The organism is Flagellimonas cixiensis, assembly GCF_042134615.1.
GTDB classification, from domain to species: Bacteria; Bacteroidota; Bacteroidia; order Flavobacteriales; family Flavobacteriaceae; genus Flagellimonas; species Flagellimonas cixiensis.
Genome location: NZ_CP169639.1, coordinates 477799 through 500165, shown reverse-complemented (window position 1 = coordinate 500165; position 22367 = coordinate 477799). Strand labels below are relative to the sequence as shown.

The 22367-nt window shown below is 40.5% G+C and carries 15 protein-coding genes; 13 read left to right on the top strand and 2 right to left on the bottom strand.

Annotated features, from left to right (window positions below):
- From prmA to ABT310_RS02225, 3 genes are all read left to right on the top strand, one after another.
- On the top strand, window positions 1-834 hold the full coding sequence (gene prmA / locus ABT310_RS02235; RefSeq protein WP_375325141.1) for a 50S ribosomal protein L11 methyltransferase: 834 nt from the start codon (window positions 1-3) through the stop codon (window positions 832-834).
- A gap of 22 nt (window positions 835-856) precedes the next feature.
- The gene (locus tag ABT310_RS02230; RefSeq protein WP_375325140.1) at window positions 857-1132 is read left to right on the top strand and encodes an ATP-dependent Clp protease adaptor ClpS; all 276 of its coding nucleotides are present in this window, start codon (window positions 857-859) and stop codon (window positions 1130-1132) included.
- Between the two features lie 128 nt (window positions 1133-1260).
- A complete protein-coding gene (locus ABT310_RS02225; protein WP_375325139.1) occupies window positions 1261-1863 on the top strand; it encodes a hypothetical protein in 603 nt (200 codons plus the stop codon).
- 60 nt (window positions 1864-1923) lie between these two features.
- On the opposite strand, the gene ABT310_RS02220 is transcribed toward ABT310_RS02225, so the two are convergent.
- Window positions 1924-3531 carry an amidohydrolase family protein gene (locus ABT310_RS02220; protein WP_375325138.1) on the bottom strand — a complete coding sequence of 536 codons (1608 nt, stop codon included), beginning with the start codon at window positions 3529-3531 and terminating at the stop codon, window positions 1924-1926.
- 239 nt (window positions 3532-3770) lie between these two features.
- Here ABT310_RS02220 and ABT310_RS02215 point away from each other — a divergent pair, with 239 nt between their 5' ends.
- Genes ABT310_RS02215 through ABT310_RS02195 form a run of 5 tightly spaced genes read left to right on the top strand, consistent with a single transcriptional unit; the run spans window position 3771 to window position 11381 of the window.
- The gene (locus ABT310_RS02215; protein ID WP_375325137.1) at window positions 3771-6521 is read left to right on the top strand and encodes a TonB-dependent receptor domain-containing protein; all 2751 of its coding nucleotides are present in this window, start codon (window positions 3771-3773) and stop codon (window positions 6519-6521) included.
- Window positions 6521-7837 (top strand): DUF4249 domain-containing protein, encoded by a 1317-nt coding sequence (locus ABT310_RS02210; protein ID WP_375325136.1) that lies wholly within the window; start codon window positions 6521-6523, stop codon window positions 7835-7837. The genes ABT310_RS02215 and ABT310_RS02210 overlap by 1 nt, the downstream gene beginning before the upstream one ends.
- Window positions 7834-9129, top strand: coding sequence for a DUF4249 domain-containing protein (locus ABT310_RS02205; protein WP_375325135.1), 1296 nt, complete (start codon window positions 7834-7836; stop codon window positions 9127-9129). The genes ABT310_RS02210 and ABT310_RS02205 overlap by 4 nt, the downstream gene beginning before the upstream one ends.
- A gap of 9 nt (window positions 9130-9138) precedes the next feature.
- The gene (locus tag ABT310_RS02200; protein WP_375325134.1) at window positions 9139-10902 is read left to right on the top strand and encodes a hypothetical protein; all 1764 of its coding nucleotides are present in this window, start codon (window positions 9139-9141) and stop codon (window positions 10900-10902) included.
- Window positions 10903-10940: 38 nt separating this feature from the next.
- The gene (locus ABT310_RS02195; RefSeq protein WP_375325133.1) at window positions 10941-11381 is read left to right on the top strand and encodes a DsrE family protein; all 441 of its coding nucleotides are present in this window, start codon (window positions 10941-10943) and stop codon (window positions 11379-11381) included.
- A gap of 11 nt (window positions 11382-11392) precedes the next feature.
- On the opposite strand, the gene ABT310_RS02190 is transcribed toward ABT310_RS02195, so the two are convergent.
- Entirely contained in the window at window positions 11393-12427 is a 1035-nt protein-coding gene (locus tag ABT310_RS02190) for a DUF481 domain-containing protein (RefSeq protein WP_375325132.1), read from the bottom strand.
- A 395-nt stretch (window positions 12428-12822) separates the two neighbouring features.
- Here ABT310_RS02190 and ABT310_RS02185 point away from each other — a divergent pair, with 395 nt between their 5' ends.
- The 5 genes from ABT310_RS02185 (at window position 12823) to ABT310_RS02165 (ending at window position 21837) form a co-directional block, all read left to right on the top strand.
- The gene (locus ABT310_RS02185; RefSeq protein ID WP_375325131.1) at window positions 12823-14010 is read left to right on the top strand and encodes a multiheme c-type cytochrome; all 1188 of its coding nucleotides are present in this window, start codon (window positions 12823-12825) and stop codon (window positions 14008-14010) included.
- A gap of 161 nt (window positions 14011-14171) precedes the next feature.
- Window positions 14172-15896 carry a GMC family oxidoreductase gene (locus ABT310_RS02180; RefSeq protein WP_375325130.1) on the top strand — a complete coding sequence of 575 codons (1725 nt, stop codon included), beginning with the start codon at window positions 14172-14174 and terminating at the stop codon, window positions 15894-15896.
- A gap of 2 nt (window positions 15897-15898) precedes the next feature.
- Window positions 15899-16606 carry a gluconate 2-dehydrogenase subunit 3 family protein gene (locus ABT310_RS02175; protein WP_375325129.1) on the top strand — a complete coding sequence of 236 codons (708 nt, stop codon included), beginning with the start codon at window positions 15899-15901 and terminating at the stop codon, window positions 16604-16606.
- A gap of 247 nt (window positions 16607-16853) precedes the next feature.
- Window positions 16854-20060: a SusC/RagA family TonB-linked outer membrane protein gene (locus tag ABT310_RS02170; RefSeq protein WP_375325128.1), complete on the top strand. Its 3207-nt coding sequence runs from the start codon at window positions 16854-16856 to the stop codon at window positions 20058-20060.
- 22 nt (window positions 20061-20082) lie between these two features.
- Complete coding sequence (locus ABT310_RS02165; RefSeq protein ID WP_375325127.1) at window positions 20083-21837, top strand: RagB/SusD family nutrient uptake outer membrane protein; 1755 nt, start codon at window positions 20083-20085, stop codon at window positions 21835-21837.
- Window positions 21838-22367: the final 530 nt, after the last annotated feature.

Below are 22367 nucleotides of genomic sequence, written 5' to 3'. Positions count from 1 at the left end.
ATGTCCTTGGTTTATTTAGAGTTCGATTTTAAGGTAGACCCTGCCCAACCCGCAAGCGATATATTAATTGCGGAGTTGGGTGAGCTGGGCTTTGAAAGTTTTGTGGAAAACGACAATGGAGTTTTGGCCTACATTCTTAAATCAGAATGGAAAGAGGTCAACCTGAACCATCTCTTCGTGCTTCAAAACCCAAATTTTAAAATTACTTGGACCACCAAAGAAATTGAACAACAGAATTGGAATGCTGAATGGGAACGGAATTTCCATCCAATAAAAGTGGGTGATAAATGTATGGTTCGTGCTCCTTTTCATAAAGCAGAGCAAGTGGATTACGATATAGTCATCGAACCCAAAATGAGCTTCGGAACAGGGCACCATGAAACTACTCACATGATGTTGCAACATATTTTGGACAACGATTTTGAAGGAAAGTCGGTGTTGGATATGGGATGCGGAACTGGGGTGTTGGCCATTTTGGCAAAAATGAAGGGCTCAGGCTATACTGAAGCCATCGATATTGATGAATGGTGCTTTTTGAATACAGAGGAAAATGTAGAACGAAATAACTGTTCTGATATCAAGGTAATGCAGGGTGATGCTAGTTTGCTGGGAGACAGGACTTATGATGTTATTCTGGCAAATATCAACCGAAATATTTTATTGGAGGATATACCTACCTACGCAAAATGTCTCAATAAAGGAGGCGCATTATTTTTAAGTGGCTTCTATTTAGAGGATTTGGATGCGATTTCTTCAAAATGTGCCGCCCATGGTTTAGAATTTGAGAAAAAAATGGAGAAGAATCGCTGGATTTCAGCAAAATATGTAAATTAGAGAGAAGTAAATCTCAGAATTTATGGGCACCAGGGAAAAAGAAATGGAAGATGTCCTTCTGGAGGAAGAGACCATCAAAGAAAATGAAATCGTACTTTTTAACGATGACGTGAACACCTTCGACCACGTAATCGAAACCTTGATCAATGTATGTGAGCATACCCCCGAGCAAGCGGAACAGTGCTCCTTAATTGTGCATTATAATGGGAAATGTACGGTGAAAACCGGGGAATACGATGTTCTAAAACCCAAATGCACCAAATTATTGCAAGCTGGCCTTAGTGCAGAAATCATTTAATTTTATCAAATAAGAATACGTATGGTTCCTTTTGGCACTGCATTGGAGCTACTACTTTTTTATATATAAGTACGGCGGTGTAAAAATCAACCAAACCAACATCAACCATAAACTTTCCAAACTAAAAAATGAGCGAATTTTTTAAGGCCGAACTAAAAGATCGCTTTTTGGATTATGCCTTAAGTCGAACCGATTATTTCGAAATACAGACTCTTTACGACGAATATCTAAGACCCAATTACAGCTTGGAGTTTGTGATGAAATTGGTGCAGGATATTTTGGATTATGATGCTTCTCTTTTGGATGTGATGAGTGGGAATGGAATGGATGTATTTTTGCTTGCCTCCACACCAAGCACCGAAGATTTTTTGGATGAAGGTGGATTTATGCATTTGTATGTAAAGGAAGAGGAAAAATGGGATGTGTTTTTAGATCAGTTATCCAGCACAAGAAAACTTTCCAAAGAAGATAAAAAACAAATCAAGCGGAGTTCCCCCAATTTAAAACGTGAAAAAACGATGTTGTTTGGATTGGTAGCCGCTGTGGCGATAAGTTTTTTGTTTACAGTGTTCAGTATGATTAATGGTGCTTTTCTACAACCAGAATATGTGCCGGCGGATGAATTTGAACGTAAATTGGAGCATTTAAAAGAACAATATATTTTAGAGAATGAACGCTTGAGGCAGGAACTGGAAACAACAAAACAAGCTTCCGATACTTTGAACCTGTAATAAATGATAGAAAAAGAAAAGGCATCCATTTGGATGCCTTTTTTATAGCATCTTTAGCTGTTACTCCTTCATTCCGGGTTGGGTGATTTTATATCCCGTTTCAGCTTTGGCGTCCTTCACTATGTTCTTTACATCTTCCAAAAGTTGTTTTGCATCGAAGATAATTCCATCTTTAATGGTGTATTTTACTCCACCAACACGTTCAATGGTGTTGTCTTCTTGCAATTTAATAGCTCCTGTTCCATAAAGTGCTTTAAAATTCTCCAATGGATTTTCTTCCAAAATCACAAAATCGGCAAATTTCCCCACTTTAATGGTGCCAATCTCGTCTTCCATACCTAAGGCCTCTGCACCGTTTAATGTAGCTGCCTTGATTACTTCTAATGGATGGAAGCCAGCTTCGCGCAAAAGTTCCATTTCGCGTGGATAGGCAAATCCATATAATTGGTAAATAAACCCGGCATCGGTACCTACCGTAACACGTCCGCCTCTGTTTTTGTACTCGTTCAAAAATGTCATCCAAAGTTTATAATTTTCCTTCCATTCAATTTCTTGTTCCGTGCCCCAATAATGCCAATATGACCCATGGGATTGTTTGCTGGGCGCATAAAACTCCCAAAGGGAAGGCAAAGTGTATTCTTCATGCCATTCGGCGCGTCTCGCACGCTGAAGGTCTCGGTTAGCTTCATAGATTACCATGGTAGGGGATATGGAAAAATCCAAAGAGATCAATTCATCCATCACCGAATTCCATTTATCGGAAAAAGGTTTTGCAGCTTGTGCCCAAAGTTGACCTGCTTCACCAAAACGGTCCTGTTCATTTTGGTAATTGTAATCCAAGGAATAATCCTGTACCGTTCTATCAACGAACATCGCTTCTGGAAGACCGTACCAATGTTCCATGGATGTTAACCCTGCACGGGCACTGTTCAGTACATTCCATCTTCCAACATAAAGTTGGGCGTGATGTGTTTTAGATCGCAATCCCAATTTCTTGTTTTCATCCAAGGCAGCGGTCATAACCTCAGGAAGTCCACCACCAAACTTGATGCCATCGGCACCCTTTTTGGCATTGGCGCGCACCCATTCGCGAGCGGCTTCAGGAGTGGTAATGTCCATTCTTCCACGCTCTCCATTCAAATTATTCCCGAACCAGTTATAGGCCTTGATTCGAGGTGCGGTAATTTCGTTGTTGTTGCTTTTTTTCTTTTGGTCCAATACCCAATCAATGCCATTTCCTGAACCTGGATCACAAATGGTGGTGATGCCGTGCCCCAGCCATAATTTATAGACATATTCGGCAGGGGTTCCTTGGGAATTTCCCCCAATATGGGCATGGGTATCAACAAAACCGGGTAATAGGTACATGCCTTCAGCATTTAGTTCTTTTCCTCCTGGTTTTAGTTTCGGTCTTCTATTGGGATCAATATCCAACCCAGGAAAACCAACTACTTGAACCGAGGCAATTTTATTGTTTTCCACTACAATGTCCACCGGTCCAATGGGGGGCGACAAGGTGCCATCTATTACGGTTACTCCACGAATAATGAATTGGGACCAAGGGCCTTCCCCTTCACTTCGAGGTGGAGCTTTTTCGATTTGGGCGTGAGTTTGTGCCCCAATTAGGGTGAGGGCAAGTAATAAAAAACTGATTTTGAGGTGTTTCATATTGAGTATGTTTTGGTTGGTTTATGGTGTTTTTAATTTTGAACCCTTTTCAATTGTGATATCGCAAGTATAATTTGACAATCTTATGATATTATAGATTATGGTAAATGGCTTTCAAAATTTCCCTTGCTAATTTAATTAACCAATTGGTTTTTTGTTAAATTGTAGCAAGCTAATTCATTTAACCATTGCTATATTTTCGTAATTACACCGCCACAGTGGCTAAAATTGTGGGTTTGATGTTCTTCTTATTTTGGGGTCAATCAATCTATTCACAAGAGGCCAATATCACGATTTCTGGAAATACCAAATCCCCATCTGACTTCTTCGCGGAATTGGAAGAGCGATCTGGCTATTCATTTTTTTACCTTCAAGAGTGGTTGGACGACCTGGAGATTCAACAAGATTTTCAGGATGCTTCCCTGTCCGATATTTTAAACTCGGTATTATCTGGAACCCAATTGAATTTTTATGTTTCGGAAAAGGAGAAACGTATTTTTCTATTACAGAACAGCATCGTCTATGATGAACTTCCGGATAATTTCTTTGGAGTGATGGACTCCACGGATAACCAAGAGAATGCCATTGTTAACCAAAATTTACCACCGCCCGCATTTTTTAAAGAAGCAACTGCTCAAACAGCGAATAAACTGCCATTGGTCCGCATTGGAAGGGCAGATAGGCAAGACTTAAAATCAACCTATAGATTAACGGGTAAGGCCTTGAATGCAAGAACAGGAGAACCCATTCCAGATCTGGCTATTCGAATAAGGGGCAGCGCAAGGATTGCGGTTACCGATGAACAGGGTAACTACAATATTGAGCTTCCGGCTGGATATAATGTGATCTCAACAAGCGCCATGGGGATAAGGGAGATGGAACGCGAAGTGGTGATGTACAATGATGGAAGCCTAAACCTGAACTTGGAAGAAAGTCTGGAGCAGTTGGATGAGGTGGTGTTGGAAGCAGATGCAGTTCGGAATGTTGAGGATGCCACCACAGGAAATGAAGAGATTGTATCTGAAGAAGCTAAAAACATTCCCTTGGTACTGGGGGAGCGAAATATATTGGAAGTAGCCAAGGCATTGCCGGGAATTTCATCTGCGGGCGAAGGGGCATCAGGACTTAACGTTCGTGGCGGTAAAACGGACCAAAACTTGGTGCTTTTGGATGATGCCGTGATTTATAACCCGACCCATTTTTTTGGCATTTTTCAAGCCTTGAACCCTTTTACAACAGAGCGGGTAAATATTTATAAAGGTGCACCTCCAGTTGAATTTGGTGGGAGGTTATCTTCTGTGTTTGATATTGAGACCAAGAATGGAAATACGGAAAAAATATCAGGAGAAGGGTCTATTGGGCCTGTTACGGGGAACTTAGCTTTGGAATTTCCGATAAAAAAGGATACATCTTCATTAATTGTAGGGGCTAGGGGAGCTTATGCTGATTGGATTCTCCGATCTTTGGATGAAGAGTCTTTGAACAACAGCCAAGCTTCATTTTTTGATGGTATCGTAAAATACCACCATAAGTTTAACGAGAACAGCGATATTCGAGGGACGGCTTATTATAGTAAGGACAACTTCAGCATAACATCAGATTCTTTATATAATTATAGTAATCGACTTTTTTCGGTGAGATGGAGTCATAAGGTCAGTGAAAAAACTAACGGGACCTTGTTGGCTGCCAATAGCGATTATAGATTCGGGATTGATTATGATGGCGAATCGAACAACGACTTTGAATTGGATTATACCATCAATGAATCGGAACTGAAATATAAATTACGTACCCGATTAAATGATAAACATAATTTGGATTATGGGGTTTCGGCAAAATATTATGCTACCAATCCTGGAAGTATAGATCCCAAGAACAATGAATCAAATGTCACCCCAGTGGATGTAGATGATGAGCAAGGACTTGAAGGGGCACTTTTTATTGGTGATGAATTTAAGGTTACCGATAAATTTTCAGTCGATGTTGGTGCCCGCTACGCTTTTTATGCGGCCATGGGGGAATCCACCCAATACAAATACGCCGAAGGGGAGTCCAAAAGTGAATCCACGGTGACTGATACTCTCAATTATAAAAGTGGGGAGTTCATTAAAACCTATGGTGGCCCAGAAGCAAGAGTCTCTGCGAGATATCTTTTCACTCCCGACTTTTCAATAAAGGCAAGTTTTAATAATGCCTATCAATTCATCCATACCTTATCCAATAACACTACGGTTTCTCCGATTGATACGTGGAAATTGTCGGATTTGAACATTAAACCTCAAATGGGATATCAAGCTGCCTTGGGGCTATATAAAAACTTCAACGATAATATGTTCGAAGTAAGTCTGGAAGGCTACTACAAACTCATGGACGATGTGCTGGATTTTAAAACCGGAGCGGATTTGCTATTGAACGAGAATGTAGAGACAGAAGTATTGCAGGGAGAAGGCAAAGCCTATGGCGTTGAATTTTTGTTGAAGAAGAACAAAGGAGACCTGAATGGCTGGTTAAGTTACACCTACTCTAGGTCCCTTTATAAATTTGATGGGGATACCAGTGAAGAACGGATTAATAACGGCGAATTTTTCCCTTCTAATTTTGATAAACCACATGATGTAAGTCTGATTGCCAATTATAGGTTGACGAGAAGGTTCAGCTTTTCCATGAATTTTGTGTATCAAACAGGAAGGCCCATTACCTATCCCGTGGGAACCTTTAGGTTCAACAATGCCGATTATGTGGTGTTCAGTGATCGCAACAAGTATCGTATACCTGATTATTACCGCTTGGATTTAGGTTTTAATATTGAAGGGAACCACAAAAAGAACAAATTGGCTCACAGTTTTATCACCATTCAGGTGTACAATGTGTTGGGCCGGAACAACCCGTATTCCGTATTTTTTGTGACCGAGGACGGTGAAGCTAAAGCATTGCAAAGCTCCATTTTCGGAATTCCCATTCCTTCCATAACCTACAATTTTAAATTCTAATGAAGTTTGATAAAATCATATATCGATTAATTGTTGGGCTTGTTCTTTTGACAAGCTTGGTTGCCTGTATTGATGAAATTGAAATAGATACTTTGGCGGATGATTCAGCAAGCAATTTGTTGGTGGTCGAGGCTGTATTGACCGATGAACTTAAAACCCAGACCGTGTTTTTGAGTCGGAGCGATTCTCGGTTGGATTTGGAAACGGATACCATTTATAATCCATTCCTAACCCCAGGAGTAACTCCTTACGATTCGGTTACGGTAGAGCCAGGAGCTATAGTTAAAGTTTTGGGTGATGATGGTTCCGAATTCATGTTCTCCGAAGGACAACCCGGAAAATATTATTCCAATACCCCGTTTGCCCTAAAGATGGGAGCCCAATATACTTTGGATATAACCACACGTTCGGGCACTAGTTATGTTTCCGACCCTATTCAGGTAATGGGAACAGCTGGAATTACAGATGTGTATGCGGAAAGAATTGTAAATAATGCAGGTGTTGAAGGCATAGCCATTTATGTGGACAGCGAACCCTTGTCCGGAGATTCGCAATATTATCGTTATACCTATGCGGAAACGTATAAAATCGAGGCCCCTCTTTGGACCCCATATGATTTTGAACTTACCAATTATGATAATACTACCCGTCCACCCACGTATAATTTGGATATAGTGGAACGGCAAGTTCAGAATAGAATATGTTACAATACGGTCGCGTCCAACAACATAAATGTGTTGAGTGTAGCAGGGAACTCATCCTCCAAGATTAACAGGCATTTGGTGCGATTCATCAGCAAGGAAAATTTCATCATTGCGCAACGTTACAGTATTTTGGTGAAGCAGATGGTAGAGTCCCAAGATGCGTATTCCTATTTTGAAATACTAAAGGATTTTTCACAATCAGAAAGTTTGTTTTCTCAAGTGCAAACAGGCCCAATTTATTCCAATGTACATCGAAAAGATGGTGCAGTTGAAAGTGTTTTAGGGTATGTAGAAGCTGTTGGGGCTGCAGAAAAAAGATTATTCTTTAATTACGAAGACTTTTTTCCGAATGAAGAAAAACCATCTTACGCCTTTGATTATGATTGTGGTTTTTTAACAGCCTTATTATTTAATCCAGAACCCCCGCCTATTGGATGTCCCCAAGGATTATTGGACAGAATTGATGCAAACATCGTAACATATTATTCTCCGTACGATGAAGGTCTGGTCCCTGATGCTATATGTCCAGGGCCCTATGTTTTTGTGCCTCGGTTATGTGGGGATTGTACCCTGTTGGGAGATAATGTAGTACCAGATTTTTGGGAAGAATGAGATGGAAGCCGAGAACATATCAGTTTATCTATTCCCTTTTGTTGTTTATGGTGCTAGGTGCATGCGTAGAAGAACTCGAAATAGAAACCTTGAGTGAGGATGGTGCGGGAATGTTGGTGGTGGATGCAGTTTTTACGGATGAGCTAAAGACTCAAATGGTGTATCTGAGTAGGAGCGATTCCCGTTTGGATTTATTGACAGATACCATTTATAACCCGTATATGCCATCTGGAATTCAACCTTTTGATTCGGTTCCTCCGGAATCTGGAGCACACCTTAGATTGGTGACTGACTCAGGAATTGAATACGATTTTACGGAGGGTTCCAAGGGGCAGTATTTTTCCAATGAACCGTTTGCCTTGGAGATGAATATGGCCTATAATTTGCAAATAACCACCCAGTCAGGTTCGGAATATATTTCCGACACCATCCAGCTTGCAGGCGCTTCAGAAATTACCAATTTATATGCAGAAAGGGCTATCAGTGATACAGGTGTTGAAGGGGTGGCCATTTACATGGATAGTGACCCAGTAGAAGGAAATCCGCAGCACTACAGGTATGCCTTTGAAGAAACCTATAAGATTATTGCACCCTATTGGCAAGCTTATGATTTTGAACTGAGCTTTTTTGATACAGAAACGCAAGAGCATGATTTAACCATTGTGGAGCGGCAGGTACAAAACCAAATTTGCTATAATACAGTGGTCTCCAGCGGAATTGACCAAGTTAGTACCCTAGGGAATGCAGACTCTAAAGTTCAACGACATATGGTACGGTTCATTGGTCAGGATAACTTCATCATTTCCCATAGATACAGCATATTGGTGAAACAATATGTGCAATCCAAGGAAGCTTCTTCCTTTTATGAGGTTTTAAAGGACTTTTCACAGTCCGAAAGTCTATTCTCAGCAGTACAACCCGGGGCATTATATGCTAATGTGCAACGAGCCGATGGCAGGGAAGAAAATGTATTGGGGTATGTTGAGGCCGTAAATGTGTCCGAACAGCGATTGTTCTTTAATTATGAAGATTTTTTTCCTGATGAAGAATTGCCTCCATATGCTTTTGGGTTTAATTGTGATTTGCAAACGGCTCCATTGTTTTCTGGACCAGGTTGTCCACAAGGCCTGTTACCTAGGGTAGACCTTGGTTTGGTGAGTTATTTTGCCGTATATGATGAGAATTTGGTTCCCTTGGCATCTTGTATTGGGCCTTATGTGTTTGTACCCCGTTTATGTGGGGATTGTACCCTTTTGGGGGATAACGCACCACCTAATTTTTGGATAGAATAAAAGTATAGTATGAAAAATCAACTTGCACTTTTTTGGATATTGTTTAGTGCCGCCAGTTTGGTTAGGGCACAGTACATAATAAAGGATAATTCAGAGCTTCTGAATTTAAAAAAGCTTCCACAAGAAAAGGTGTATTTGCACCATACGGGGCCCATTGTATTTGCAGGGGAATACGTAAACTATGCCTTTTATAATTTCAACGCAAAAAATAGCCGGTCCAGCAACATCAGTTTCATTGGTTATGTGGCCTTACTGAACGAACAAAAGGAATATGTGCTGGAACAAAAAATCCGTTTGGTCAAAGGTACAGGGCAAGGCGATTTTTTTATCAATACAGATGTGCCTTCTGGGAATTATAAACTTTTGGCCTATACCCAATGGATGAAAAACAATGGGTTAAAACAGGTATACAAAGATGATATTGTTATCATCAATCCCTATCAGGTTGATCAAAGTGCCCTGTTGGAAAAGGGAAACAAAGAAACGTTTGCTGTTAAAACACAACCTCTGGATTCCTCCATGATTCTAATTCATCTTGACAAAAGCATCCATCAGCCAAGAGAAAAAGTTGTGCTCAACATTAAAAATTACAAGGCCCAATTAGGGCATGGTATCTACACTTTAAAAGTGCAGAAAAAGGAAGCGATTCAAACTCAACCTGCAATGAACGCCATGCAATTTGGAACACAATATGTTGGTGTAGCGGGAGATGTTCTTAAAAGCATTGGAGATAGCCTTTATCTGCCTGAACAAAGAGGAGAGTTGTTGTTTGGAACGGTGAAAAAAGATGGAGCTCCGGTTGCCAATGCGGAAGTAGTGGTTTCCATTCCGGGAGAAGAGTTTTTGACAAAATTTGCCTCGACCGATGAATCTGGCAATTTTTATACTTACTTAAAAAAACAGTACAAAACTCCTAAAGCAATCATCCAAGTGCCTAATGGGGATAAAAATATGGTGGTTGAACAGCGATATGCCTCAAAATTGGATGTTAACGAATTGACTTTTGGGGATTTTTATCTTAAACCTGAATACAAGGATGAAATTATAACCCGAAGTGTGCATAATCAGCTAGAGAACCAGTTTTTCTCTGCAAAGCCTGATTCCGTATTGTTAGGATTCCCGATTGACCCTTTTGATGGGGGTATGCCTGAAACTTTGCGATTGGACGAGTACACACAATTTCGAACTTTTGAAGAGACCTTGGTGGAATTGTTCAGCTTTGCAGGATATCGTAAAAATGGGATGGGAAACGATTATATACGCATTGCCCAAGATTTTGAAAGATACAACGAGGCATACAATAATGACCCTGCCATTGTGCTAGTAGATGGGGTGTATATCCCAAACCATGAAATCCTTAAGGATTTTGATGCCCGAAAAATTGAGACCATTAGCCTTATTCGTGATCAATTTGTTTTATCGGGTAAAAATTACCAAGGCATGTTATCGGTTAAGACTTATGATGGAGATTTCTATCAAGATTACCAGCCTGAGGTGGGAATCAATGTGGATATAAAAAAGCCCTTGGACAATAAGAACTATTACAAGCAATTTTATGCAGAGAATGATAGTTTGGGTTATGGGAGCATTCCAGATTACAGAAGGCTACTTCTATGGGAACCTCATGTTGAGGTTAAGGATGAAGAATTACAATTCGAGTTTTACACCTCCGACCTTACTGGCGAGTTCGAAGTGGTTTTTGATGGATTTACCACTTATGGGAAGCCTATTTCGTTTAAAAAGATTTTCGTGGTAAGAGAAGAGAATCAATAATCGTATTTTTATAGTTACTAAACTTAAATAAAGGTCATATGAAAACTTTACGAACCCTCTTGATAATCAGTGCGATTTTCCTTTTTTCAACGACCCACATCTTTGGTCAGGAAAAATTGGATGCCGAGATTGTTTCTGATCTGCAAGAAACAAAACAGTACGCCTTTGGGGTAAGCCAGGAACTTCATTTTAGAGGGGTTTTGGGTATGTATGACAGACTTGTGGATAGTGGAGTGGAAGTAACCGATTACGAAATTGTAGTAAAAGGTAAAGTGGTAAAGCAATTGGTAAAAGGTTCGGAATTGGAAGCACTGTTCCAAAAATACAAGGGCAAAGTGCGGGTGAGTGTTTGTAGCGTGGCAATGGAGAAACTTGGCGTTACAGAAGACCAGTTAGCAGAGGGTATGGAACCCGTAGTGACTTATTCGATTAGATTATTGCAATTGCAAGCGAAGGGATATAGCACCTTATTTTATTAAAAACAGAATTGCTATAAGCTCCAACCAATCAAAGTCTGGAAAATATAGTCGGTTTGACTGGCACTATCCACCGCTTGATTATCAAAATTCAGTGTAACTCCCAGATTAATAAAGAAGTCCAAGGGCAGGTCGTATTTAATGTCAAAATTAAAATCAAAACGCCACCTACCAGATTCGGAAATGCTTGGATAGAGAATCCCTCGTGTCAATAAGCTGAGGTCTCCCATGTCATAAAGATTCAATTCGGAGCCTAAAAATGCTTCGGTACTATTCTTGGTGACATCACTCCCATCTACAGAAAAGTTTTCGTTGTTAAAGGATGCGCCCCCCTGTAATCCCCAGTAAAAACTATTCGTTTGAACAAGATATCTACCCAAACCAACCCTTCCCAAGGTACGAAGGTTGATATTTTGTTCCGTATTGGAGAGCCAAGAAACTTCAGCCAAGGTATACCAATTCTTTTTCAAATAATATTTATAGCCCAAAGAGGCATCCAATCTTTTTACGGAGTTGGTGTTGTTTTTGCTAGATCGCACATCGTTGTAATTGGCGCTTGCCTCCCAACGTCTGGCCCTGTAGCCCAATAAACTCCTAATACTTAATTGCGATAGGTCGTCTGCCTTGGTGTAGTTATACCCAACACTTAGCGATGCAGAAAGATTACTTAAAAAGCTTCCTTGAACCTCCTTAAGATAGACCAAATCATTTTTTAAGACCGTTGCCAAAGTGTCCGTTGCACTGATAATGGCAACACGAGCAGTGTCCACACTTTTTAATGCCCCATTATATCGAGTTCCGGTTCTAACGGTAATCATGAATTCATTTTGGGTGTCTATTGTTCTGATCTTCTCCCATTCTATTTTAAAATCACTGTCACTATAATCGGTTTCAATGATAATTACGCCTTGCCTCAACTCCTTTAATTCTCCAACGATCATATCGTTGTTCACCAGGACAAGTGAATCGTTTTGAGCATTCAGACGGGTGAATTGACAAATAATTATAAAAAGGGTGATGTAACTAATTCTCAAGGTTGATGTAATCATATGTAATGGTTTTTGGATAGACCGAATTGGTAATCCAATTAAAAATGAGGGGGAATTTTTGGGGGGGCTCGATGTTGTTCTCCTATAAATATATCCTGAAAATCTGTACTATAAAAATAGAACCCAATGAATTAAGATTTTTAGAATCAGGTGGATGGTATGATACCATGGTCTATTGAAAACACATCTGGTTAAGCGGGATTTGAATTTTAGATGACAACTGCTCTAGCTAATAGTTATCCAAATTTTGTTGGCCAACATATTTAAAATAGTTTAGGTTTGTTACTTTGTGATTGCCAAAAGTTTCATTCTATTGAGATGAAATTCAATATTAACCTTGAACTTTTCATGTGTTTTCCAAACTGAGTAAAAAGCTTTTCGTACTTGTTTTTGTTGTGATTCTAGTAGTTGCGGGCATCTTCTTTTTTACTCGAGAGAAAGAGGAGTATTTTGCTGTGTCGGATACCATGCCTACGCATTATAATGGGGAACAGTTCGCAGGGTCTGAATCTTGCATTGCCTGTCATCAAGATATTTATCAAAGTCATATCCAAACAGCCCACTTCAATACTTCAGCCGTTGCAAATGCGGAAACCTTAAAAGGTTCTTTGGATGGTTCTTCCAGTCAGGTAGCACTTATTGATGGCAATGTCCAAATTGTTAAGGAAGGGGAGCATTTTTATCAAACCATGACTTCAAAAACATCAGATAAATTGTTGGAGAAATCACGATTGGACATTGTTGTAGGTTCCGGCGTTAAAGGGCAATCATACTTAACGTTCAAGGGCGACTCACTTTTTCAACTTCAAGCGTCTTATTTTACACTTATTGATGATTTTATCAATAGTCCAGGGTATCCAAATTACAGGTACACTAGGGCGGTTACCGATAATTGTGTGAAATGTCATGTGACTTTCGCAAAGAATGAGAACCCTAAAGGGAATACCAACATTTATGACCGAAATTCATTTATGTTGGGAATAGATTGTGAGCGTTGTCATGGGCCATCAAAAAAGCATGTCGATTTTAGGACAGGGAATCTGGGTGAACTCAAGGAAGACCCTGTAATTCGAATCGATAACCTTTCTCGCCAATTGAGAATGGACAATTGTGTGCAGTGCCATTCTGGGTTACGGGCCATCCAAATCAAAGAGAATCCCTTTTCATTTGTTGTTGGCGACCAACTCGATGAATATGCCAAAAATTACAATTTTGGACGCTCTCAAGCTGAGCTGGATGTGCACGGAAACCAATACGGTTTGTTGAAAAGCAGTGAATGTTACATAAACTCAGAAGCATTGACCTGCACCACCTGCCATGATCCCCACAAAAAACAACGAGGAGATTCAAACCATTTTAATTCGAAATGTATTGAATGTCATTCGGCGCCAAAAGAATTACACCATGATTCAGGTCTGGACACCGCAAACCTTAATAATTGTATCAGTTGCCATATGCCACTTTTTCCTTCACAAACCATGAAGGTGAAATTGGAGGATAATGCCGAAGAAACCTCCGTGGAAATCCGAACACATCTCATCGGAATTTACGTTGATCAAATACTTCAACCTTCCAATAAATAATCCCTAAAAACGAGGCCTTTTTTGGAACATCCACTTGGGATTGTCTATTAATAAAGCAATTTTTTATAAAATTCTTGAATTTGAAGCCTCTTTGCTTTCAATTCCTCATGTTTTTTTGGTCATAGTACTACTTTCCGCAGCAAATCACTCAAAGAAAATGTATGATACAGATCAAAGAAGCACCAGAATTTTATGATGTGATTATTGTAGGTTCTGGAGCTGGTGGCGGTATGGCGACCAAACAGTTGGCCGATGCCGGTTTGAATGTGGCCGTGGTTGAAGCAGGCCCATTTTTTGACCCAGCCGACCCTAAAACCATGACGCAATTAAAATGGCCTTATGAGGCACCCAACCGGGGAGCTGGCACCACAAGGGCTTTCGGAGGATGGGATATGGCCTATGGAGGATGGGAGATTGAAGGAGAACCCTATACCCACGAACCAGGAACAAAATTTGATTGGTTTAGATCCCATATGTTGGGAGGAAGAACCAATCACTGGGGTAGAATTTCGCTTCGTTTTGGTCCCAAAGACTTTAAAGGTAAAACCCGTGATGGATATGGGGAAGATTGGCCTATTGGCTATGAGGATGTGAAGCCCTATTACGACAAGGTGGACAAACTTATTGGGGTTTATGGCACCAATGAAGGTTTGGAGAATGATCCAGATGGTTTTTTTCTGCCTCCGCCAAAACCAAGATTGCACGAACTCTTCTACATTAACGGCGCCCAAAAATCGGGTGTTCCCGTGATTCCAGGCCGACTTTCTATGTTGACCAAGCGAATAAACAACGATAGGGGGGTGTGCTTTTATTGTGGACAATGCTCACGTTCATGCTCTGTGTATGCTGATTTTTCTTCTGGAAGTTGTTTGATATTCCCGGCTCAAAAGAGCGGAGGGAAGGTGAAAATATTTGTCAATTCGGTAGTTCGTGAAGTAACCACGGATGAAGAAGGGAAAGCAACAGGAGTGTCTTATGTAAGCAAAGATGATCTTAAAGAATACAAATTAAAGGGAAGGGTAGTTGTACTTGCCGCATCGGCATGTAGTTCAGCTCGTATTTTATTGAATTCCAAGAGCAAACAACACCCTAATGGTTTAGGGAACAGTAGCGACCATGTGGGTAGATATCTGCATGATTCTACGGGGGCAAGCCGCTCCGCATTTATTCCGGCCCTAATGAACCGAAAAGTTTCCTACAATGAAGATGGTACAGGGGGAATGCATGTGTATTCACCTTGGTGGGGAGATAACAGCAAATTGGATTTTCCTCGAGGTTACCATATTGAAGTTGGGGGAGGAATGCGCCAACCCAATTATGGTTTTGGATTCAACACCAACGAGTTCAATAAATTCTTTGGTCTTAATGTTGGCGGATATGGCGATGTGCTTCGAGATGATGTGAAGAAATATTACGGATCTGTAATTCACATGGCAGGTAGAGGCGAAGGAATTGCGCGTAAAGAAAACTACTGTGAGATTGATAACACTACCGTAGATAAATTCGGGATTCCGGTGCTCAAATTCAACTATAAATGGTCCGATTTAGAGGTGAAACAAGCCAAACACATGCAGGACACTTTTGAGGAAATTATCCATAATATGGGCGGTGAAGCCCTTGGGGACAAGCCTTCTGCTGATATTGATTATGGATTGCTCGCGCCAGGTCGTATTATTCATGAGGTTGGAACTACACGAATGGGAGATGATCCCAAAACATCGGTCACCAATAAATTCAATCAATTACATGATGTGGACAATGTATTCATTGTGGATGCAGGCCCATTTACTTCGCAAGCGGATAAAAATTGTACGTGGACCATCTTGGCCTTATCATGGCGTGCCTCAGATTACATCATTGAGCAATTAAAACAACAAAATCTTTAAAAATGGACAGAAGAAAAAGTATACAAACCATCATCATGGGGGCTGGTGCTTCTGCCCTGATGTTCCACGGATGCAAACCTGATACCGAACTGGATGTGCCTGTACCGTTAGACAATGCTTATTTTGGAAGAACTCCTGACGAATTGGAGCGCATTGAAAAATTAAAGGCCATCCAACTGTTCAATGAACATGAAACGGAGACCATCACCTTGTTGAGTACCATCATATTACCACCGAAGGAGCCCCATGGTGGACCTATTGAAGCAGAGGTTCCTGAGTTTATTGAATTTATTGCCAAGGATATTCCTGAATTGCAGCTCACCCTAAAGGGTGGTCTCATGTGGTTGGATCATCAATCTAACACTCTTTTCGATAAAGAGTTTAAAACAGCTTCCATTGCGCAGCAAAAACAAATCTTGGATACCATAGCTTTTCATGATGTGGAAATACCATTGGACGAACAACCACTGGAAATTCAATTTTTTGCCCTGATGAGAAACTTGACGGTCACAGGATATTACACTTCCAAAGTTGGTATAGCCGATTTAGGGTATAAAGGAAATCAACCCAACATATGGGATGGCGTTCCACAAGATGTATTGGATCAACATGGAGTGGCCTATGATCCAAAATGGATTGCTAAATGTGTAGATCAAAGTAAGCGCAATGAAATTGCAGAATGGGACGAACACGGTAATCTATTGACCTAATTCAAAATTTTTTAGTTCGCATAAAGCAAGCATCCTTTAATAATGGTTTTAAGATTTTAATTTCTAAAAGCACAAAAACAGGGGTGTTTGATTATAAAATTCATGAATTTGATGGCTTATAATCATGTATTTCATAATAGGTGTGGTCTTTAAAATTAAGTTTACCATATGCAAACTGTTTTTTTTCCAATAGAGGGAAAAAATGAAATCTCAAGTAAATAACTAACACAAACCTAAAATTAGACTTATGAAAAAACCTTTTTTCAAGAGAATTATTTTTTTGGTTGCTGTACTTTGTATGGGTTTTGCACAGGCCCAGTCGATAACAGGTACAGTTTCCGATGAAACAGGACCCTTACCGGGGGCCAATGTCATAGTCAAAGGGACTACGAATGGTACCCAAACCGATTTTGACGGTAACTTTAGCATTGATGCTCCAAGTGATGCTACCTTGGTAATCAGCTATGTTGGATACAAAACGGTGGAAATTCCCGTAAACGGGCAAAGCACTATCAACATAGTCCTAGAAGAAGATGCCAACAAACTGGATGAAATTGTGGTTACAGGTTACGGTACACAGGCCAAAAAGGATTTGACCGGTGCAGTAACCGTTGTGGATACCGATGAGTTAAAATCGGTTCCGGCCACCACCTTTTCACAACAATTGCAAGGTAGGGCCGCAGGGGTAACGATCATTAACGATGCCCGTCCAGGTGGTGAGGCAACGGTGCGTATCCGTGGATTTGGAACGCTGGGTAATAACGACCCACTTTACATTATTGACGGAGTGCCTTCTCAACGACAATCCAACCTTAACCCAAACGATATTGAATCTTTACAGGTACTGAAAGATGCCTCCTCAGCATCTATTTATGGGTCTAGGGCGGCAAATGGGGTTATCATCATTACCACAAAAAAAGGTAAGATGGGTAAACCAACCATTAATTACAATACCTATTACGGTATTCAATCCCCTGCTAATGACGTAGAGGCTTTGAATGCACGTGAACTGGGTGAGTATCTTTATTTGGCAGATTTATATGCTGGTAAAACTCCTAGCCATGGGCAGTACACCTTTGGTGCCAATGGAGAGGTGACCATTCCAGATTATGTTTTTCCAAGTGGAGCTATGGAAGGCGACCCGGGAACAGACCCTAGTCTATATGCCTTGGAGCCAGGTAACATTTACGCCATAACGCGTTCAGCAGATACAGATTGGTGGCAAGAAGTTTCACAGTCTGCACCTATTCAAAGCCATAATGTTTCAGCATCCGGTGCAACCGAAATGGCTCGTTATGCTTTTAGCTTAGGTTATTTCTCCCAAGAGAGTATTGTGAAGTTCTTTAGCTACGACAGGGTTTCTTTAAGAGCCAATACAGAATTTAGAGCACTTAATAAAAAGTTGACCATCGGTGAGAATTTCACTGCATCTTTTGACAATCTGAAGGGGTTTGTATCCAATGATGATGAACAAAGCCCCGTTTCTGGTTCGTATAAACACCATCCATTATTGCCCATTTACGATATCGCAGGTAATTTCGCAGGAAGTAGGGGTGCCAACTTAGGTAACAACTTCAACCCATATGCAAGATTGTATAGGGATAAGGATGATAGAAGATACAGCTTAAGACTTTTGGGTAACGCCTATGCCAACTACGAGTTGATTCCAGGTCTTGATTTACGTACCAGCTTTGGTGTTGATGCCAGAGTACAAAGAGAAAGAGATTTGGGGCGTCCACAGCCAGAATATGTGGAGGGTAACTTTATCCGTTCATCCACTGCCAGAGAGCAATATGAGTACCAGTGGACATGGACAAACACGTTAACCTATGCCAAAACCTTTAACGAGGTACATAACTTTAAGGCCTATATTGGTGTAGAATCCATTCAACAATTCGAAGAGCGTTTGGAAGCACGTCGTGAGCGTTATGCCTTCGGAACCAATAACATTCTTAGTTATTTGGATTTGGGTGATGCCACAACGGCCACTAACCGTGGATTTGTATTCCAAGATTATACCCTTTGGTCACAATTCGGTCAGTTGAACTATGATTATGATGGAAAGTATTTGGCTCAGGTTATTTTGAGAAACGATTCTTCATCAAGGTTTCAACAAGCATCGAGAAGTGCCTTTTTCCCTGCCTTTAGTTTGGGTTGGAGGATGTCAGATGAAAAATTCATGGAAAATGTAACTTGGATTGACAACTTAAAGTTAAGATATGGTTGGGGTAAAACAGGTAACCAGCAAATTGGTGATTATAATGCCTACACCACCTACCGTTCAGATATCTTAACAGGAGGTTATCCTGTTGATGGTTCCACAGGTTCTCCACAAATTGGATTTGCTCCAAGAGCTTTTGGAAACCCTAATGCCAAATGGGAAGCAACAACATCGAACAACTTAGGGTTGGATGTGGTGATGTTTGACAACAAAGTGTCCTTTAATCTTGATGTTTGGAAGAGAGTTACTTCAGACATGTTGATCAACGTGCCCGTAACCTATACCGCGGGTCAAGCCGATGAGCCTGCATTTAACGTAGGACAAATGACCAATAAAGGTTTCGATTTAGGAATCAGCTATGGTGATAAAAAGGGCGATTTCTCTTATGAAATTAGCGGTAACTTCTCGGCATACACCAACAATGTTGATGCATTGGAAGGAGAGAGCACCAGAATTTTTGGTCAAAGTAGAAGGATTCCTGCGCTTTCCATTACAGAAGCAGGATTGCCATTGTCTTCTTTTTATGGTTTCAAAAACTTGGGAATTTTCCAAACACAGGCCGAAGCCGATGCTTGGGCACCGTATGGAGATTATAACGCACCAGGTAAATTCAGGGTAGCAGATGTTAACAACGACGGTGTTATTAATGATGACGACCGTACCGTTATTGGTAGTCCACACCCAGATTTTACGTATGGTATCAACATTAATTTGAGTTATAAAAACTTGGATTTAAACATTTTTGGTAATGGTTCTCAAGGTAATGACGTGTTCAACTATGTACGTTATTTTGCAGACTTCAATACCTTCCAAGGAAACAGAAGTACAAGAGCATTATATAATGCTTGGCAACCAACCGACCCACAAGCAGATCCAAGTACTTGGGTAGCGGCCAATCCAAATGCCACTTCGCCAATTATGGATGCCAACGACCAGATCAGTAGTAGACCTTCTTCATACTTGATTGAAGATGGTAGCTTCTTCAGGTTAAAGAACATTCAGTTGACGTATAATTTCCCTGCTGATTTATTATCAACCATAGGTTTAGATAGGGCGCAAGTTTATATTCAAGCTCAGAATATAGCCACCTTCACCAAATATACAGGTCTTAATCCCGAGGTTCAATTGAGCAATGCGGACGATTCTAGGAGAAACCTTACTTTAGGATATGATGGTGGGGCACAACCAGTGGCCAAGACCATAAGCTTGGGGTTAAATGTTACACTTAAATAATGAAAACTAAATGTTTACAGAAATGAAAAAGATAATATCGACATTACTTGGTGCTCTTGGCTTGTTTGCTTTGGTACTGGGTTGTAATAACGATTTTTTGGATAGACAGCCACAAGGCCAGTTCAGTGAGTCAGACGTGGCCACTTTGGATGGTGTGAACGGTCTATTGCTTGGCGCCTACACCATGGTGCCAGGGGGTGGTTTGGAAGGACAAACTTGGCACAACGACATTCATAACTGGGTGTTTAATTTGGCTTCTGATGATGCCTTAAAAGGAACAGATGCTGGGGATCAACCTGAGCAGTCATTTATCGAAGCTTATGACTTTCAATCTTTCAATGTCCATATCCGTGACAAATGGAGAGGACTTTACAAAGGTGTTGCCGCAACCAACAATGTGATCAATACATTGGAAAAGGTTGAGGATGCCACTGAAGAGCAGAAAGCACAGATTGTTGCCGAAGCTAGGTTCTTGAGAGGGTTGTTCCATATGGAAGCTCGAAAAATGTGGAGAATGCCTACTTACATCAGTGATGAGGATTTTGAACTTAATGATTTGGAGAGCACCAAAGTTCCGAATGATCGTGAGATTTGGCCATTTATTGAAGCTGATTTTGAAGCTGCCGCCGCTGTATTGCCAGAATCACAAAGTGAAGTGGGAAGACCAACAAGCTGGGCCGCCAAAGCATTCTTGGCCAAGGCCAAAATGTATCAAGGATGGAATGATGACGGTTCTGCCAATGCGACCAAATTGCAAGAGGCCAAGCCTATTTTAGAGGATATCTTGAACAATGGACCTTTTGCATTGATGGATAAGTATCAAGATAACTTTTTGGTGGCTACCCGAAACAATTCAGAATCCATATTTGAAGTTCAATATGCAATCAGTAGCGCTACCGGTGATGCTGCAAACAGAGGTATTGGATTGGCACACCCTTATACAGATCCTTGGGGATGTTGTGGATTTTACCAAGTTTCACAGAATTTGGTGAATGCATTCAAAACCGAAGGAGGACTTCCGATGTTGGATACCTTCGACAATGCTGATGTTCCGGCAACAGTGGACCCAGTGACTACCTTAACGGACTATTCGGGTACTTTAGATCCAAGACTAGATCATTCTGTGGGTAGACCAGGGGTTTTATATAAAGGATTTAAGATTTACCAAACTGATTTTGTTCGGGACCTTACTTATGCTGGACCATTTTTTAGTATGAAACACGTAGCCGAACCAGAAGCCTTTGGACAAGGTGGTTGGGGTAACCTTTCAGCCAATAACTACAGACTTATGCGATTGGATATGATTATTCTTTGGCTTGCAGAAGTTGAGGTTGAAGTGGGAGACTTGGAAGTAGCCAGAAGTTTGGTGAACCAGATCAGGACCAGGGCTGCAAACCCTGATGGTTTTGTTCCGTTGGCCACTCAAGGGGAGGAGCGTAACGATTTCACCATTGTAGATGGGCAATATGCCGCCAATTATGATATTGCTACGTATGATACTGCTTGGACCGATAAGGACCTTGCCAGAAAAGCCGTGCGTTTTGAGACAAGATTGGAGTTCTCCATGGAAGGTCACCGTTTCTTTGACCTGCAGCGTTGGGGCATCGCAGCTGAGGTGTTGAACCAATACCTGCAAAGTGAATCAGAACATAGAACTTATCTGGAAGGAAGATCGTTCCAAGAGAACAAAAATGAATTCTTCCCAATTCCTATTGAAGCAATTGATAGATCGGTAAAAGATGGTGCGCCAACCTTAACACAAGATCCTGCGTACTAGAAATTAGAACTCAATTTTAGGTTTAAATTTAGCAATCAAAAGGCCGTGGTAGTGAAAACTATCAGGGCCTTTTTTAATTATAGGAGTAAAGTTTGCTGGAAAAACGACTCTGGTGAACCTCTAATTATTGGATTGAGAAATGGATTGCAATTTATATTTACTTCTTATATGATTTTACCTTAAATCAAAGATAAAATAGTGACTTTCAAGTAGAATTATGTCCATTAAATAGAGGAAAATTTCATGATTCAAATCCAGAAAACCCATTAAACTTGTGATAGTTAGATAAGAAAAGGAAACAGGGGTGAAAATTCTTGAATTTGAGTTGTCTTTTTATCAAATTAAGGGTCAAAGTGCCTGTGATAACTTAAATTCACCATAGATAGTTTATAGCGAATTTTAACTATTCTCATAGTTTATGTAATTGAATTAACACCATAAAATTTTGAGTTAGTTGAATTTTAATTCATTCAAGTTTAAAAGCAATGTTGACTTCATACAACATTGCTTTTTTGATTTGTAGATATCAC